Origin of the sequence: Edaphobacter lichenicola, assembly GCF_014201315.1 — a bacterium.
GTDB lineage: Bacteria > Acidobacteriota > Terriglobia > Terriglobales > Acidobacteriaceae > Edaphobacter > Edaphobacter lichenicola_B.
Map to the genome: position 1 here is coordinate 638,629 of NZ_JACHDY010000002.1, position 15,692 is coordinate 654,320.

General features: G+C 60.6%; 13 protein-coding genes. 6 read left to right on the forward strand and 7 right to left on the reverse strand.

What is annotated here, in order from left to right:
• The first annotated feature begins 121 nt into the window (after window positions 1-121).
• Window positions 122-613, forward strand: coding sequence for a GNAT family N-acetyltransferase (locus tag HDF09_RS08885; RefSeq protein WP_183764836.1), 492 nt, complete (start codon window positions 122-124; stop codon window positions 611-613).
• 639 nt (window positions 614-1,252) lie between these two features.
• On the opposite strand, the gene HDF09_RS08890 is transcribed toward HDF09_RS08885, so the two are convergent.
• The 3 genes from HDF09_RS08890 to HDF09_RS08900 form a co-directional block, all read right to left on the reverse strand.
• Complete coding sequence (locus HDF09_RS08890; RefSeq protein ID WP_183764839.1) at window positions 1,253-2,344, reverse strand: DUF6599 family protein; 1,092 nt, start codon at window positions 2,342-2,344, stop codon at window positions 1,253-1,255.
• 158 nt (window positions 2,345-2,502) lie between these two features.
• Window positions 2,503-3,765 carry a flagellin lysine-N-methylase gene (fliB, locus tag HDF09_RS08895; protein ID WP_183764841.1) on the reverse strand — a complete coding sequence of 421 codons (1,263 nt, stop codon included), beginning with the start codon at window positions 3,763-3,765 and terminating at the stop codon, window positions 2,503-2,505.
• A gap of 624 nt (window positions 3,766-4,389) precedes the next feature.
• Complete coding sequence (locus tag HDF09_RS08900; RefSeq protein WP_260181037.1) at window positions 4,390-6,762, reverse strand: N-acetylmuramoyl-L-alanine amidase; 2,373 nt, start codon at window positions 6,760-6,762, stop codon at window positions 4,390-4,392.
• A gap of 197 nt (window positions 6,763-6,959) precedes the next feature.
• On the opposite strand from HDF09_RS08900, the gene HDF09_RS08905 reads away from it, so the two are divergent.
• The 3 genes from HDF09_RS08905 to HDF09_RS08915 all read left to right on the forward strand — a co-directional run bounded on the left by HDF09_RS08905 (window position 6,960) and on the right by HDF09_RS08915 (window position 9,568).
• The gene (locus HDF09_RS08905; protein WP_183764843.1) at window positions 6,960-7,130 is read left to right on the forward strand and encodes a hypothetical protein; all 171 of its coding nucleotides are present in this window, start codon (window positions 6,960-6,962) and stop codon (window positions 7,128-7,130) included.
• A 344-nt stretch (window positions 7,131-7,474) separates the two neighbouring features.
• Complete coding sequence (locus tag HDF09_RS08910) at window positions 7,475-8,182, forward strand: metal-dependent transcriptional regulator (protein WP_183764846.1); 708 nt, start codon at window positions 7,475-7,477, stop codon at window positions 8,180-8,182.
• Window positions 8,183-8,230: 48 nt separating this feature from the next.
• Complete coding sequence (locus HDF09_RS08915) at window positions 8,231-9,568, forward strand: Nramp family divalent metal transporter (protein ID WP_183764849.1); 1,338 nt, start codon at window positions 8,231-8,233, stop codon at window positions 9,566-9,568.
• A 154-nt stretch (window positions 9,569-9,722) separates the two neighbouring features.
• Here HDF09_RS08915 and alaS read toward each other — a convergent pair whose 3' ends face one another.
• From alaS to HDF09_RS08935, 3 genes are all read right to left on the reverse strand, one after another.
• Window positions 9,723-12,704, reverse strand: a complete 2,982-nt coding sequence (alaS, locus tag HDF09_RS20735) for an alanine--tRNA ligase (protein WP_260181038.1) — start codon at window positions 12,702-12,704, stop codon at window positions 9,723-9,725.
• A 32-nt stretch (window positions 12,705-12,736) separates the two neighbouring features.
• Window positions 12,737-13,150: a methyltransferase family protein gene (locus tag HDF09_RS08930; RefSeq protein ID WP_183764852.1), complete on the reverse strand. Its 414-nt coding sequence runs from the start codon at window positions 13,148-13,150 to the stop codon at window positions 12,737-12,739.
• A 122-nt stretch (window positions 13,151-13,272) separates the two neighbouring features.
• Complete coding sequence (locus HDF09_RS08935) at window positions 13,273-14,193, reverse strand: hypothetical protein (protein WP_183764854.1); 921 nt, start codon at window positions 14,191-14,193, stop codon at window positions 13,273-13,275.
• A 69-nt stretch (window positions 14,194-14,262) separates the two neighbouring features.
• On the opposite strand from HDF09_RS08935, the gene HDF09_RS08940 reads away from it, so the two are divergent.
• Window positions 14,263-14,454 carry a hypothetical protein gene (locus HDF09_RS08940; RefSeq protein ID WP_183764857.1) on the forward strand — a complete coding sequence of 64 codons (192 nt, stop codon included), beginning with the start codon at window positions 14,263-14,265 and terminating at the stop codon, window positions 14,452-14,454.
• Between the two features lie 33 nt (window positions 14,455-14,487).
• A complete protein-coding gene (locus HDF09_RS08945; RefSeq protein ID WP_183764860.1) occupies window positions 14,488-14,874 on the forward strand; it encodes an RNA-binding S4 domain-containing protein in 387 nt (128 codons plus the stop codon).
• 201 nt (window positions 14,875-15,075) lie between these two features.
• Here the strand turns inward: HDF09_RS08945 and HDF09_RS08950 are convergent, their stop codons facing one another.
• Window positions 15,076-15,621 (reverse strand): regulatory protein RecX, encoded by a 546-nt coding sequence (locus HDF09_RS08950; RefSeq protein ID WP_183764863.1) that lies wholly within the window; start codon window positions 15,619-15,621, stop codon window positions 15,076-15,078.
• Between the last annotated feature and the right edge of the window lie 71 nt (window positions 15,622-15,692).

Here is a 15,692-nt window from a genome sequence, read left to right on the forward strand (position 1 = left end):
TGGACATCCCGCAAGACTCCTCGTAGCGTTGAATTCAGGAGGCGTCGTCAGTGCAGGCGCCCTTCGCGCCAGACGGCGAAGTCGCAGCGCCACCTGCATCGCAGAATTCAGTGGAGGCCCCATGAACCAGACAGCCCTGGAGTTCAAGATCCGAGAGTTCGAACCGGGAGACGAGATCGCCTTTCGCACCCTCAACGAAGAGTGGATCACCCGCGAGTTCGTCCTCGAGCCCAAGGACGTGTACTCCCTCTCCGACCCACAGGCAACCATCCTCGATCGCGGCGGCCGCATCTTCTTCGCCATTCAAAACGGCGAGACCGTCGGCTGCTGTGCTCTGGTCGCGATGAAGCCCGGAGAGTTCGAAGTAGCCAAGATGGCCGTAACCCAAGCATGCCAGGGAACCGGAATCGGACGCCGACTCCTCCAGGCCGTCGTCGACGAAGCAAGGACCTCAGGAGCAACCCGGCTCTATCTCGAAACCAACCACAAGCTAACTCCAGCCATTCACCTCTACGAAGCCGTCGGCTTCAAACGGCTCCCACCAGACCGCGTAGTGCCGTCTCCGTACGCCCGCGCAGACGTCTCGATGGAGCTATCGTTCCCCACTCCCTAAGCAAAGACCAGGGAACACGCGTCACAGATCAAAGCTCAAAGGTCACGGCGACCAACACCGTCAAAGTCTTCTCCTTCAGAGTCCGCCATGTCGGCCGGCCACACCAGTATCGCGAGCGCCACCAGAGCGATTGCTACTTGAAGAACCGGATGTAGACCCTCAGACATAGACCGCCTCTTCCTTCGAAGAGCCTTACGTTCCCTGAGATCTTCATCGGCAGCAACACTCTCGACCGTCACACAACGCCGACACCACAACCGATTCCCTCACCACAGCATCCCACTTTGGTAACCAACTCTCTCGCAAGAGAACCCACGAAAATCCCCTCCGGAAAAGCGAAGAGGCCACCCGGCAACGAGGTGGCCTCTTCTTTAGGGAGAATAGTTCCAACGGAGGCAAAGCCATCAGAACTTTCTGGCGAAATACTAAGTTTGGCGATATGACGTGTCAAGGCCAAAACTCAACTACTGTAAGTCCTTATTCCTCAATGGTTACGGGGGTTACTAACCTGCCAACAGGGGCCCTCGTATTCGCCTAAGTTTCGCTTTTACCGCCCTCACCAAAATCTAAACCGCATTCCTATCAGCCGCTTAGCTCCTCCCCTGCACCATCCCCAGTGCAGATCGGCGAGCCCTCCGATCATCCCCCGTGCTCAACCCCGGACCCCTCCGTATGAATCCGAGCCGCACTTCCGCTCAAATCAATCCGAAGAAACTCCGGCTCCGTCGCCGCCGGCTTACCCTGAAGTACCCTGATCGCCGCCCGTCCGCCACCCAGAAACAGCGCCAGAATCACAGCCGCCAGAGCCCCCAGTCCGCAGAACACCAGGATGCTGGTCAGCAGACTCACCGTCTTCCTGATCTCCGCATGGAACTCCGGCGGCACCGCCCTGTTCCAGGTCACCTCACTCCGCAGATGGATCCCCTCCACCAGCCTCTGTGCCTCTGCCCCGCTCCAGGCCCCCGTCGTCAGCAGCACCAGCGGCCCCTCACGCCTCAGCTTCACCGTCCCGGCTCCGGAACCTTCCCGGTTCATCTCCGCCTCGATCTGTCGTCCGTGGTCGCCCGCGATCTGCGGCGTCGGGTAGAGCAGCATCGTCAGCGTACCTTTTCCCTCATACTTCGCCGTCACCACCTCGGCTGCTTTATCGAAGCCAATCATCTCCGCCGGAAGCACCCCGCCCGTCGCCTGATAGCCCACCGGCCCCAGAGCATACCGCTCCGAGCCCTTCTCCAAACCCTTCCCCGGCAAGTAAGTCGGCAGCAGCGGAGACATCCCCTTCGGCCCTCCCACCTTCGGCAGCCCCACCTCCACCGTCCGCAGCACCGCCTCAGCTGACTCGGGATAGAGCTTCAAGTTTGCCACCACCACCGAGACCCCACTCCGCACTACGGTAGAACCGCTCTTCCGCAGATAGTCGTACGCCGCTGCCGCACCAGTCGCATCCTCAAACTGATACACAATCACCGTTCCACCCGACACAGTTCCGTGGGCCACCGGGCTCTGCGGCCCTCCCCGCTCATACCGGCGAATCCCATCCTCCACCAGCACCGGCGCATCGGCTCCGCTCCACGAAGGAGCACCCATCCCCGCGTCATGGTCCGGCCCTCCCCGCAGCAACTCCGGCAGCAGCGGCGTCGGAGGCTCGGCCAACATCACCTTCGGCGTCTGCCCCTCCAGCGAAATCACAGAGGCACCCATCACCACCAGCCCCAACACGGCCGTCGACATAACCCGCATCCGAGAAAGAAAACCCATACGTTGGTCAGACTACACCAGCGCGCGAACGTAAGCCTAGAGCTACACACCCACGTCTCAGGCCGCCGACAATCCGAGCTAACCGCCGCAACCCGAAGACAATCAACCCATCATCGTCCTAAGAAAACGTCCTAGGAAAACTTCAGCAGCGTCGCAATCCCCTGCGGATCTCCCAACCCTCTGCTCTCGATCAATGCATTAATCTCCTTTAAATATCTGGGACTATGCTCCACCGTCCTCGAGAAAGACTGCACCAGCCTGACGACATGCTCTTCCCCAAACGCCTCCCGCGCATGACCCGCCATCCCAGCCAGCAGACCGTACACCAGCGCATACTGCGTCACCATCAACAGAAACTCCCCGAAGATTCCCTGCGGAGTAATATGCGCGCTCGCCTCCCGGCCAAATGGAAACAGCGTCCGGTAAACATAATTCAGAAGATAGTTCTCCAGAATATGCGGATGCTCCGCAAAGAACGGCGCACAGTACCGCGACTCAGCCTCCACATAGTTGAACGCATCGCTCGCAGCAGTCGATCCCGCGGAGTACCCAATACCCTGCAGAAACTCGTCAAAGCACTCCAGAAATCGCTGCCCGCACGACCCCGCACGAATCCTCTGATCGATCAGCCGAAGCACCACATCCAGCTGCACCGCGGGCTGCGCCGGCACCATCTCCAGCTTGTCGCAGAGCGCCCCATTCTCCACGATCTCCCAATAGCTGGCCAGCACCTCCGGCACAGCCTCGTCATCCCGCGCCGTAGTCACTTCGTTCAACCGTTTCGAAAGCATCCCAAGCAGAAACAGCCGCTGCCACATCGGGCGTCGGCGATCATGAATCATCGCCACCACCAGATCCCGAACCTCCCAGAAGTAGCGTATCGGCTTATGAATCGCGCCCGCCCCGGTAGCCAGCCGCGAACTCTGGTCCGTCCGAAAGCGATCCGACGAAGCCTCCCCCACTGCCCGTGTCGAGTCCGCATCCAGCAGCACCTGCCGAGCCGCCTGCGGGCACGAGAGATACAGCGAAACCTCAAGCTCATTCTCCACACTGTTCAACGCGCGAGGATACGTCGAACAAGTAGCAGACAACAGCGCCGAACCATACTCCTTCTGCACGCCACAAAGCTGCTCCGCCGAAAGAAAAGGACACCGGCCCGAGGCGTTCGGCGTAATCCGCGCATACAGAGCATCCGTAGCGCCCACCGGAAGAATCGAGACATACTGCTTCACCAGCGCCCCCAGAGTCTCCTCCGGAAACGCCTGGTATCCCTCATAAGTCTTCCTGTCCACCAGAACGCTCATGCCATGACAACAGGAGTCCTCGCACTCGGTCCCGATACAGTGAAAGGCACTCCCGTACTGCGGTTGAATCTTCTGCGTCTCAGGCCTCATGGACCTCCTCACGGAAGAGCGCAGTCTCCGCATCGAAATCAACGAGACAACCTGCGCATCTTCGAACGGAAAAATCTCCGCGACGAACCAGAAGCAAACGCGCTGCCATCCCCGGATCATCCAGATTGGAAGAATCTAAGAATCGCGCACCCACCGCGCTGGCGAATCTTTCTCTTTAATTACGAAGGATCTTCCTCTTATTTAAGAGTGTGCCCTTTAGCTACTTAACAGCCGTGGTCTTTTGTTTGTCATTCCGTAGCGCAGCGGAGGAATCCGCTTCTCGCTCGCCCCAACAAACACCGTCATCTCGACCGGAGTCGCGCAGTTTCATCGCGCGACGCAGTGGAGAGACCCCCGTATTCGCCTTTGCTGTTGCTGTTGTCTGCTCTTCGCCGTCATCCTGAACGAAGTGAAGGATCCCGACACATTCCACCCACCCATACCGCGCGAACCTTCCAACCCAAACACTCCAACCGTTGCCGCTCCTGCCCGACGAAAACACCGTCATCTCGACCAAGCGGTTCACAGCCTCATCGTGTTTTTTGATCGCCTTACGCAGCGAATTTATTGGTCACTCCGCAGCACCGCGGAGGATCTTGCCTCACCGCCACCGCACCCAAAAAATCAATTCCCGCTGGCCCGCTCCGTCGGCGCCTTCGCCCCACTCAACCCACCCGCATACCGCGCGACACCTTTATACAAACTCTCCGCCACCCGCTCCCGATACTCCGGCTGCTGCAGCTGCCGCGAATCCTTCGCATTCGTCACAAACGAGATCTCCGCCAGAATCGAAGGCATATTCGCCCCGATCAGCACCACAAACGGAGCCTTCTTCACCCCACGATCCTTCAGCCCTGCATTGCCCTTCTGCAGCCCGCCATACAGACTCTGCTCCACATCCCCCGCAAACTCCCGCGACTCCGCAATCTTGTCCTTCAGCGCAATCTTCTTCACCAGATCGCTCAGCTGATGGATCGACTGATCCGACACCGCATTCTCACGCGCCGCCGTCTCCAGCGCATCCGGCGACGAGGTGAAGTTCAAATAGTAAGTCTCCACCCCACGCGCACTCGCATCCGCCGACGAGTTCGCATGGATCGAAAGAAACAGATCCGCCTGCGCCTTATTCGCAATCGCCGTCCTGGTCTCGAGCGGAATAAACGTGTCATCCGACCGCGTATAGATAATCTCCGATCCCAGCCGCTCATGCAGCAGCTTCCCCAGCCGCAGCGCCACATCCAGCACCACGTCCTTCTCTTCAATCCCATCCACGCCCAGCGTCCCCGAGTCATGCCCCCCATGCCCGGCATCGATCACGATCCGCCCAACCTTCAACCCCAGCGCCCGCACCATCGAGGTCTCGCCATCCGCCGTAGGCACCGCCGCCCGCGCCGGCACCGCATCGGCATCCTTCGCACCTTTGCCGTGCCGCAGCTTCCTCGTGCTCGGCACAGGCACCGTCACCTCAGCAGAGCTCGCCGCCACTCCCGCTGCCGCACCCGCCGAGGCACCATCACCCCCCTGAAACCTAAGCCCTGAACCCTGGGCCCTGTCCGGCTGAGTCCTGTCCGGCTGAGCCCTGTCCGACACCACCGCCGAGATCGGCTGCGACGTAGGCTGTGTCGTCGCCTCCACCCTCCCCGGCTGCGCACTCACCGCCGCCACATCAAACGAACTCCCCGACTTCACCGCCGTCGTATTCGGAACCGACGGCGCAGGAGCCGCCGGCCTCTGCATCGGCACACTCACCGCCGGCGCACCCGACTCCGCCTTACTCCCACCATGGATATCAATAATTAAACGATAAGGATTCGGCAGCAGAAACGCCGAGTACTCCGTCACATCATTCACATCCAGCACCACGCGCGTCATGTCGTTTGAAAACTGTGCCACCCGAATCCTCTTCAGAAAACCATCGTCGGTCACAGCGAAGCTCTTGCCCACCAGCTCCTGCGCCAGCCGCGTTCCATGCAGATCAAAGTAGATGCGATCCGGATTCGGCACCCGCGCCGCCTCATACGTCACATCGTCGCCCAGGTCGATCGCCACCCGCGTATAGTTCGGCGTCGACCAGTGACGAATCCCCGTCACCTGCGCCATGTGCCCCCGCCGCCCCGCTTTCGCCACATGCATTGGCGCGCCACTCTGCCCTCCCGCGTCGGATCCCGAAGTCGAGCCCAAAGCCAAACCCGAAGCAGCATCAATCGCCTCATCCCCCGGCGTCGCAACCCCCTGCCTCTCCCCAACTACCCCCTGTCCCCCAGAACCAACACCAGGACCTGCACCAGAACCAACGCCCGAGACCTTAGCATCGCGCCCATCAGACGCACCCGCCGTCGCCAGCATCCCGCCAGCTCCACCCTCCCGCGTAACCGGAGCCGCAACCGGAGCAATCGAAGACCCAGAAGAGCCCGGAGCCCCAGCCGACGCTACACCCTGATCCCTACGCCCTACCCCCTGATCCAGCGAAGCCAGCCCAGCCCGAGCCTCCTCCGCCAGCTCACTCCGCGGATACTGCTTCACCAGCAGCGCATATCTCTCCCGCGCCGCCGCCGCATCCTGCAGATCGTTCTCATAGATCTGCCCCTCCGCCAGCAGCGCCCCAACCCTCAACGAACTGCCCGGATACTGCGTCCGCAAAAACTCATACTGCCCCACCGCCGCCTTCAGACTCTTCGCATCATGCAGCCCGCGCCCCTGCTCAGCCAGCAGCTCCGCCACCGCGTTCACGCTGTCAGGAGCGCGCCTATCGCCCGGCGCCTCGTGGTACACCGCACGAAAACCATCCATCGCCCGCGCATAATCTGCCCTGGTCCGCGTCCCCGCCGGCATCGCCTCCAGCGTCTGCCGCCCCCGCTCCGCCTGCTCCCAAAGACTCAACTCCACGTGCCGCTGCCGCGCCGCCCACGCAGGCAGAACCTGCACCATCGCGCAGCTCAACACCACCGCCCAACCCGCGACCCACCTCGAACTGAAAATTGTCTTCCCCAGTCCCATAGTCTTTTTCAAAAACCGACAGACTGCCTAAGTTTAAGAGACCCCACCCCGCAACGCATGTGAAAAGAAGCCCGGTACTCCCCCCGGTACTCCCCCCCAGCCACCCCCCAAGCCACCCCAACCCATTGCGCCTAACCCGCATCAAGTCACTATTCCAGCCTGATCACAGCAAGCCATCCTGCGGTAAACTCACTCCCATGGTAGACATCGATCTTCTTGTCGAAGCGATTCGCAAACGCGGCCACACCGTCCAGAGCGTCTTCTCGGTACCGGATAACGCAGGCGTCTACGAAATCGTCATAGACGGCAACCTCCTCAACCTCGAAGAAGCAAGACAGCTTCTCGAAGACGAGGAAGCATCGAAATAACCACCTTCCAACACAAACGCTCCAACCGTTGCCGCTCTTCCCGCCACAAGAATCGTCATCTCGACCGAAGCTGTTCGCAGCCTCACCGTGAACAGCGCAGGGATTGCGGCCACAGCTCTCAGTTGCAGCGAACCGATTCATGCTGCGGTATCCGTCAAGACCCCCGTATTTGCCTTTGCCTTTGCAGTTGTCGTCATCCTGAACGGAGTGAAGGATCCCGACACCTTCAACCTACCCATACGGTTCGAACCTTCCAACCCAAGCACCAGCCGTTGCCGCTCTTCCCCATCCCAAAATCATCTCGCCCGATGACAAATCCGCTTTACCATGGTTAACTTGCAATCATGTCGCAGGAAATCACAGTCTCGAAAGAAGACTACCTCAAGGCAATTATTGAAGCCGAGAGCGAAGGCCACACCGTCATCGCCGCCCTGCTCGCCCAGTGGCTGGAGGTCTCCGCACCCGCCGTCACCAAAGCCGTAAAACGCCTCCGCGAAGACGGCTACATCGAGGCTGGCCGCGAAGGGGCCCTCAAACTCACCACGAAAGGACGAGAGGCCGCCCACCGCACCGCCCTCCGTCATCATCTCGTCGAACGCATGCTCTCCGAGATGTTCGGCATGGAGTGGCATCAGATCCACACCGAGGCCGAACGCCTCGAACACGCCATCTCCCCCGCATTCGAAGCCAAACTCATCGAAAAACTCGGCGAAGCCGGCGACTGCCCCCACGGCAACAAGGTCCTCCCCGAGACCCCCGCGCAGATCAAGCGCCGAGGCCTCGTCGCACTCTCCGAAGCCACCGAGAACACTGACTACGTCGTCGCAAGTCTCTACGAACGAGACTCCGGCCTGCTCGAGTTTCTTCACGAGCTCGGAATAGGACCCAAGGTCGCCGTCCGCGTCCAGAGACGCAACTACGACAACACCATGCAGATCAAGACCCCCAACGGCTCCGTGACCCTCGGCCAATCCGCCGCCATCAGGGTCTGGGTACGTCCCAGCGCAGGATCAGGCGCGGCAGATGAACCAAGGCGACGTAAAAAAACATAACCTCGGTTAACTAAATGTGGCATACTGCATATAAGACTGCACGTACCCATGCCGCCTATGCCGACCCTCCAGGAAATCAATCGCGAACTGCGTCCGTCCCTGCCGGAGGCATTCTCCTCGGTGCGCCTCACGCAGTCGCCCGGCTTCTGGCGGCGCCTCTTCGGCTTTCTCGGCCCCGGCTTCCTGATCTCGGTCGGCTACATGGACCCCGGCAACTGGGCAACCGACCTCGCCGGCGGCTCCAAATACGGATACACCCTCCTCTTCGTCATCATGCTCTCCAACCTGATGGCGATCCTCCTCCAAAGCCTCGCTCTCAAGCTGGGCATCGCCACCGAACGCGACCTAGCCCAGTCCTGCCGCGAGACCTACAGCCGCCCCACCAACATCCTTCTCTGGCTCTTCGCCGAGATCGCCATCGGCGCCTGCGACCTCGCCGAAGTCATCGGCTCCGCCATCGCCCTCCAACTCCTCTTCCACATTCCCCTTATGCTCGGCGTCCTCATCACCGGCACCGACGTCCTGCTCATCCTGCTCCTTCAAAACCGCGGCTTCCGCTATCTCGAAGCACTCGTCATCACCCTCATCGGCACCATCGCCGCTCTCTTCGGCGTCGAAGTCCTGCTCTCCCATCCCGAGTGGCTCCCCATCGCCCGCAACCTCGTCATCCCCTCTAAGAGCATCATCACCAACCCCGATATGCTCTACATCGCCATCGGAATCCTCGGCGCCACCGTCATGCCGCACAACCTTTATCTCCACTCCTCCATCGTCCAGACGCGAAACTACCCGCGCACCGAGCAGGGCAAACGTGAAGCCATCCGCTTCGCCAACATCGACTCCGCCACCGCCCTCATGCTCGCCCTCTTCGTCAACGCCGCAATCCTCATCCTCGCCGCCGCCGTCTTCCATCGCGCAGGCCACTACGAGGTCGCCGAGATAGGCGACGCCTACAAGCTCCTCACCCCAATGCTGGGCTTCGCCGGAGCCAGCACCATGTTCGCCCTCGCCCTGCTCGCCTCCGGTCAAAACTCCACCATCACCGGAACCCTCGCCGGCCAGATCGTCATGGAGGGCTTCCTCCACATTCGCCTCGCTCCCTGGCTCCGCCGGCTCATCACCCGCTCTCTCGCGATCATCCCCACCATCGTCGTCACCTACTTCTACGGCGAACGCGGCACCGCGAACCTGCTGGTCCTCAGCCAGGTCATCCTAAGCATGCAGTTGAGCTTCGCCGTCTTCCCCCTGGTAGCCTTCACCAGCAACCCAGCGAAGATGGGACCCTTTGTCAATCACTCGCGAACCAGGCTCCTGAGCTACGCCGTAGCATTCCTGATAGCCGGACTAAACCTCTGGCTCCTGATACAAATCTTCCGCGGCCACTAGGGCGTTCACACGCCTTTTTAAAGCTTCGCGTGGTCCTCCCGTTGGTCGGAATCATCTTCCCTCGCGACCAACGGGAGCGCCAACCGAAGGGGTATACCCATCACGAAGTGATCGCCCTCCGCGCAGGAGGCCCGTCCGGCAGGACACCTAGCACCTAACCAAGCAACCCGCCCACAACCTCCGCCGCCCCCTGCAACGCAGAATCGAGCGAACCGACATCACTCCCACCAGCCTCCGCCAGATCAGGCCGCCCCCCACCCTTACCTCCAACCTGAGCCGCAAGCTGCCCAACAATCTTCCCCGCCTGCACCCGCGCCGTAAGATCCTTCGTCACCCCCACAATCAAAGAAACCTTCCCATCCACAGCAGCGCCCAACACCACCACGCCACTCCCCAACTTGATACGCAGCGAATCCACCAGCTCCCGCATCTGAGCCTTCTCCACGCCATCCACCCTCTGCGCCAGCACCTTCACACCCTTCACCTCCACAGCAGACGCGCCAGCGTCGGAGAGAGAAGCCGAGGCCGACTTCATCCGCACCGCATCCAGCTCCCGCCTTAGCTTCTTCATCTCCTCTTCCTGAGCCGTAATCCGCGCCCGCAGCGCCTCCGCCGGCGTCAAGCTCTCAACAGAAGAACCCGACCCCGAACCCACAAAAGCCCCCACCACGCGAGCCACATCAAAATCGCGCCTGAACTCATCGAGCGCACCCGTCCCACTCACCGCCTCCACGCGCCTCACCCCCGAAGACACCGACCCCTCGCCCACAATCTTGACCAACCCAATCTCCCCCGTAGCCCCGGTATGAATCCCCCCACAAAGCTCCGTCGAAAAGCCACCGGGTCCACCGATCGTCACCACCCGCACCTTCTCGCCATACTTCTCGCCAAACAGCGCCATCGCCCCCAGCTCATTCACCGCCACATCAATCGGCACATCCACCAGCGTCTCCACCTTCGAGTTCGCCATCACCTGCCGGTTCACAATCTCCTCAACCTCGCGCAACTCCTCCTCAGCCACCCCCGCGAAGTGCGAAAAATCAAACCGCAGCCGCGTCGCATCGTTCAGCGACCCCGCCTGCTTCACATGCTTGCCCAGCACCTCCCGCAGCGCCGCATGCAGCAGATGCGTCCCCGTATGATTCCGCGTCGTAGCCACCCGCGTCGCCGCATCGACAACCGTGTCCACCCTATCGCCCACCGCAATCGTCTGATTCGCCCTCACCTTATGCGCAAACACTCCCTGCACCGGCTTGGTCGCGCCACTCACCTCAGCCACCACCAGGTTGTGATCCCCCGAATACAACCACCCCACATCCCCAACCTGCCCACCCGAGTCCGCATAGAAACTCGTAGCATCCAGCACCACCTCACCCAGCTCCCCGGCCTTCAGCTCCGGAACGCCAATGCCACTGGCGACCAGCGCCAACACCTTCGCCCCATCCACCCGCAGCGTCGAGTACCCTTCAAACTCCGTCTTCGCCAACTCCCGATAAACCGGCGCCGCCGACTTCTGCGACCCACCCTTCCAAGAAGCCCGGGCCCGCTGCTGCTCCTCTGCTTTCGCGCGCTCAAAACCTTCCATGTCGAAGGCGATGCCAGCATCCCGCGCTGCATCGACCATGAAATCCAGCGGCATTCCGAAAGTTTCGAAAATATGAAATGCTTTCAAACCACTAATAGGCTCTCCTTTTATGACGTGAAGAAAACCTATCGCCTGTTTCGCATCCTCTTGGGGAAGCTCCCTTCCAATATTCGCAATTGTTATTCCTTCGAGATACTGATCGATGAATGGACCCTGCGATCCCGTCCTATTGGCTGCCGGTTCTTTGGCAAAAGTTAGGAGAGGACGATGATGCTTAAGTTCGAGACTTTGAACAAATTGGATAAACCGAACTCGTTGCGCCTCTCGATGCTCGTCAATGAGAGCATCCCATTTTTTTGAACCTGTCTCCATCACACGAGCAAACTGCTGCTCCTCCGCCAACACCACCTTCGCAACCCGCTCCGCTGTCTCCTTCAACTCCGGATAGGCCACCTGCATCTCATCCCGAACCGCAAACACCATCTCATGCATAAACGGCTTCTCCTGCCCCAGCAGCCGTCCGTGCCGAATCCCACGCCGCAGAATCTTCCGCAGCACATATCCGCGTCCCTCATTCGCAGGATTCACGCCATCCGAGATCAAAAACGTAGCCGCCCGCGCATGATCAGCGATGATCCGCAACGAAGCCTCGGAGCGTCTCTGATAGGCTTCAACCTCTTGAACATTCATGAAGGCGTTTATTGAACCGATGCTCCTATCGTCATACTCGACAAGCTTCTCCGCCCGGCTTATCAGAGGAGTAAACAGATCCGTCTCAAAGTTCGACAGCACTCCCTGAAGCACCGCCGCAATCCGCTCCAACCCCATCCCCGTATCAATCGAAGGCTTAGGCAGGGGAGTCAGCGTCCCATCGCTCGACCGATCAAACTGCATGAACACCAGATTCCACACTTCGACATACCGCTGATCATCCAACGGAAACGGCTTATCAACTCCCGCCTCCTCCGCAGCCTCAACTCCCATGTCGTAAAAGATCTCGCTACAAGGCCCACAAGGCCCCGTATCGCCCATCTGCCAGAAGTTATCCTTGGCCCCCATCCCAAAGATCCTCTCCTTCGGCACCCCAATCTCAATCCAGAACTTCTCCGCCTCATCATCCCGCGGAACCTTCGCATCCCCCTCAAAGATCGTCACGTAAAGCCGCGAAGGATCGATCCCAAAGCAATGATCGTGATTCGAAGTCAGCAGCTCCCACGCATAAGCAATCGCATCCTTCTTGAAGTAGTCCCCAAAGGAAAAATTCCCCAGCATCTCAAAAAAAGTATGGTGCCGCCGCGTAAACCCAACGTTCTCGAGATCGTTATGCTTCCCCCCCGCCCGCACACACTTCTGCGAACTCACCGCCCGCGTATAGTCCCGCCTCTCGTTCCCAAGAAAAACATCCTTAAACTGATTCATCCCCGCGTTGGTAAACAGCAGCGTAGGATCGTTCACCGGCACCAGCGAAGAAGAGTGCACCCGCCGATGCCCCTTGCCCTCAAAAAACCGCAAAAAATCTTCCCGAATCTGATTTCCCGAACGACTGTCCATAGACCTTAAAGTCTACCAGCGAGCGAAGCGGCTCAAAACCACGTCCTGCTCTTGTAACGCGCGTACTCCTCCCCAAACGCCCCAGCCAAAACCCGTTCTTCCCTGCGAACCCTGACGACCTGCACCGGCACAATCACCAAAGCCACCACCAGCGGTCCCCACACCGAAAAGAAGAGCGACAGCCCCACCGTGAACAATCCCCCAAACAGATAAATCGGATTGCGAATCCGCGAATACAGCCCCGTCGTTACCAGTCGGCCAGCCTTCGCCTTCACCGAAAACGAACTACCCAGCTGCCACCGAGCCAGCACGAACAACGGAAACGATACCCCAGCGATCACCGCTCCAATCACCTTCGCCGTGCTCCAAACCACCTCCTGCGCATGGGTCAAAAGCAGACCAAGCGTAAAGATAACGACAGCAAGCGTCAGCAGATTTGCTCTCATGAGTCCACCCTTTTAGTCCCGGGCTTTCAGTGTACGATCACCAACCCCGGCCGGGTGACCCATATCTCGACTCTGAGATGTGGGCATTCGCGCCACGCGCGAACCGCTCTCCCCCACAAGCCCTAACGCGAACCCACCAACCCCGGCACCCAGGTCTGCCCCTCCATCCGAAAAACCTCATCCTCCGTCTTCCTCAACCCCGCAAACTCCCCGCGATGCTCCACCATCACCATCGCACTCACCAGCGCATCGAACGCATCCTCCGAAGCCCGCGCCTTCGCCACCACCCCCCGCGACAACCCCGCATACAGTGCACTCTCCCGCCGCTTCTTCGCAAGATAAGCCGTCCGCGCCACCTCCGAACTCTTCGTCACCGCCCCCGTCATAAGCCGCGTATAGATCTCCACCACCAGCGGCGCCCGCTTCACATCCGGCTCGTCATACGGCCAAATCCGAAACCCTGCCGCCCGCAACACCATCAACCCAGGCATCCCCCGCAGCGAAGCCGTCCCCACCGCCCCCGCCCCGCCAATCTGAAACACCGACTTCGGCGCGATCCCCGCAATCTTCGCCACCTGCAGCGGGTCCGTCATCTCCGCCCTCACCTTCAACACCGTCTCCGCCCTCCGCAACATCCTGTGCGCATGCTCCCCGCAAAACTCCGCCGGCTTCTTCCCATGCCGCATCGGCCCCACCCGCCCCCAGAACCGCCCATCCTCACAATCCCGATGCAGCCACTCCTCCCCGCGCCCGCCCGCCACCAGCTCCCAGAACTCCGGCGCCGACCCAATCCCCAGCTCCCGCAAAAACCACGCCGGATAGCTAAACGAAAAATCAAACCCCACCACCATCCGCGGCGTCTCGCGGCTCATCTCCACCAGCCACGCCACCAACTCCTCCCTCGTCCGCCCACACTCCAGCGTCACCTTGCCGCCCGTAGAGGAAGCCGTCCAAACCCCCGCCCAAATCTTCCTCCGCTGCCCCGGCCCCTTATCGCCCGACCAGTCCACCCCCACCACCCGCTCGAGCCCGCTCTCCGCCATCCTCCTATCATCCACCCAACGGAACTTTTCCCGCCCAACCTGCGTTCCTTCCTCAGGAGAGAAACACCCATGCTCAACCTTCTACTCTTTTTGATCCTCATGATCGTCTGCTGGCCGCTTGCCCTCGCAGCCATCCTGCTCTACCCGCTGATCTGGCTGATCCTCCTGCCCTTCCGCCTAGTCGGCATCGTGGTCGGCGGCACCTTCGAGCTCATCGCCGCCCTCTTCTATCTCCCCGTGCGCATGCTCCGCGCCATCTAACACCTGCCTGCAGAAGTAGAAGAAAATAGATCCATGACCGGCACCCGCATCGACAAGTGGCTCTGGGCCGCCCGCTTCTTCAAGACCCGCGAGCAAGCCTCCAAAGCCTGCGACATGAACCGCATCACCTCGAACAACCTCTCCGCCAAGCCCTCCCGCGAGGTCCGCCTCGGCGACATGCTCCGCATCAAAAACGAAGCAGGCGAGTTCGAAGTCGAAGTCCTCGCCCTAAGCCAGCAGCGCGGCTCCGCAGCCGTAGCCCAAACCCTCTACCGCGAGACCGAATCCAGCAAAGAGGCTCGCCGCAAAGCCGCCGAAGAGCGCAAGCTCCTCGGCCCCATCGCCTACGCCGCCGCCCCGTCCAAGCGCCCCAGCAAGCGCGACCGCCGCCTCATCCACAGCTTCCGCGGCGACTACTGATTCCGGAAAGATAGATCCTGCCGGACGGGCGCTCCTACGCGGAACGCGGGCGTTTGCACGCCTTTTTAGAGCTTCGCGTGGTCCTCCCGTTGTTCGGAATCATCTTCGTTCGCGACCAACGGGAGCGCCAAGCGAAGCGGTATACGCGTCACGAAGTGACCGCCCCACGCGCAGTGGGCCCGTCCGGCAGGACACAGCTTTTCAATCCATCTCCTCCTCCACCCCAGCCAGCGCCTCCTCCGGCAGATCCCAAGCCCGCAGCACCTTAAAGATCGCATTCGAAGAAAACCCAGCCCGCATCAGCCGATTCATCGTCCGAACCGCCTCCTTCTGCACACTCTCCCCACCAGGCTTCTTCATCCGCTTCCGCGCAATATACTGCCGCGCCAGCGCCACCTCATCCACATCCTCATACGCCGACTCCAGCGTCGAAGCCACCAGCTCCTTCTCCACCCCCTTCATCATCAAATCCTGCTGCACGCGCCTCTTCCCGAACTTCTCATTCTCCTTCCGCACCCGCGTATAGTCCTCGGCAAACCGCGTATCGCTCAGGTAGTTCAGCTCCTTCAGCCGCACGATCACCGCATCCATCGCCCGCTCCCCAGCCTCCCCCTCCTCCGCGCGAGCCTTCATCAACCGTCGCAGATCCCGCACCGTCCGCATCCGTCGCGCCAGCGCCCCCACCGCATACTCGAACAACCCCGCCTCACCCACCGGCTCCCGCTTCTTCGGTCGCACAAACGCCATCGCGAATCCCCTCAAACCCATTCTCACCCAAATAATTAGAGAGCAGATCCCACGCCGACCAACGGGAGGCC

What these genes read in the sequence shown, in the direction of transcription:
- HDF09_RS08885 (WP_183764836.1), top strand. Translation starts at nt 122, where the DNA reads ATGAACCAGACAGCCCTGGAGTTCAAGATCCGAGAGTTCGAACCGGGA.
- HDF09_RS08890 (WP_183764839.1), bottom strand. Translation starts at nt 2,344, where the DNA reads ATGTCGACGGCCGTGTTGGGGCTGGTGGTGATGGGTGCCTCTGTGATT.
- fliB (WP_183764841.1), bottom strand. Translation starts at nt 3,765, where the DNA reads ATGAGGCCTGAGACGCAGAAGATTCAACCGCAGTACGGGAGTGCCTTT.
- HDF09_RS08900 (WP_260181037.1), bottom strand. Translation starts at nt 6,762, where the DNA reads ATGGGACTGGGGAAGACAATTTTCAGTTCGAGGTGGGTCGCGGGTTGG.
- HDF09_RS08905 (WP_183764843.1), top strand. Translation starts at nt 6,960, where the DNA reads ATGGTAGACATCGATCTTCTTGTCGAAGCGATTCGCAAACGCGGCCAC.
- HDF09_RS08910 (WP_183764846.1), top strand. Translation starts at nt 7,475, where the DNA reads ATGTCGCAGGAAATCACAGTCTCGAAAGAAGACTACCTCAAGGCAATT.
- HDF09_RS08915 (WP_183764849.1), top strand. Translation starts at nt 8,231, where the DNA reads ATGCCGCCTATGCCGACCCTCCAGGAAATCAATCGCGAACTGCGTCCG.
- alaS (WP_260181038.1), bottom strand. Translation starts at nt 12,704, where the DNA reads ATGGACAGTCGTTCGGGAAATCAGATTCGGGAAGATTTTTTGCGGTTT.
- HDF09_RS08930 (WP_183764852.1), bottom strand. Translation starts at nt 13,150, where the DNA reads ATGAGAGCAAATCTGCTGACGCTTGCTGTCGTTATCTTTACGCTTGGT.
- HDF09_RS08935 (WP_183764854.1), bottom strand. Translation starts at nt 14,193, where the DNA reads ATGGCGGAGAGCGGGCTCGAGCGGGTGGTGGGGGTGGACTGGTCGGGC.
- HDF09_RS08940 (WP_183764857.1), top strand. Translation starts at nt 14,263, where the DNA reads ATGCTCAACCTTCTACTCTTTTTGATCCTCATGATCGTCTGCTGGCCG.
- HDF09_RS08945 (WP_183764860.1), top strand. Translation starts at nt 14,488, where the DNA reads ATGACCGGCACCCGCATCGACAAGTGGCTCTGGGCCGCCCGCTTCTTC.
- HDF09_RS08950 (WP_183764863.1), bottom strand. Translation starts at nt 15,621, where the DNA reads ATGGCGTTTGTGCGACCGAAGAAGCGGGAGCCGGTGGGTGAGGCGGGG.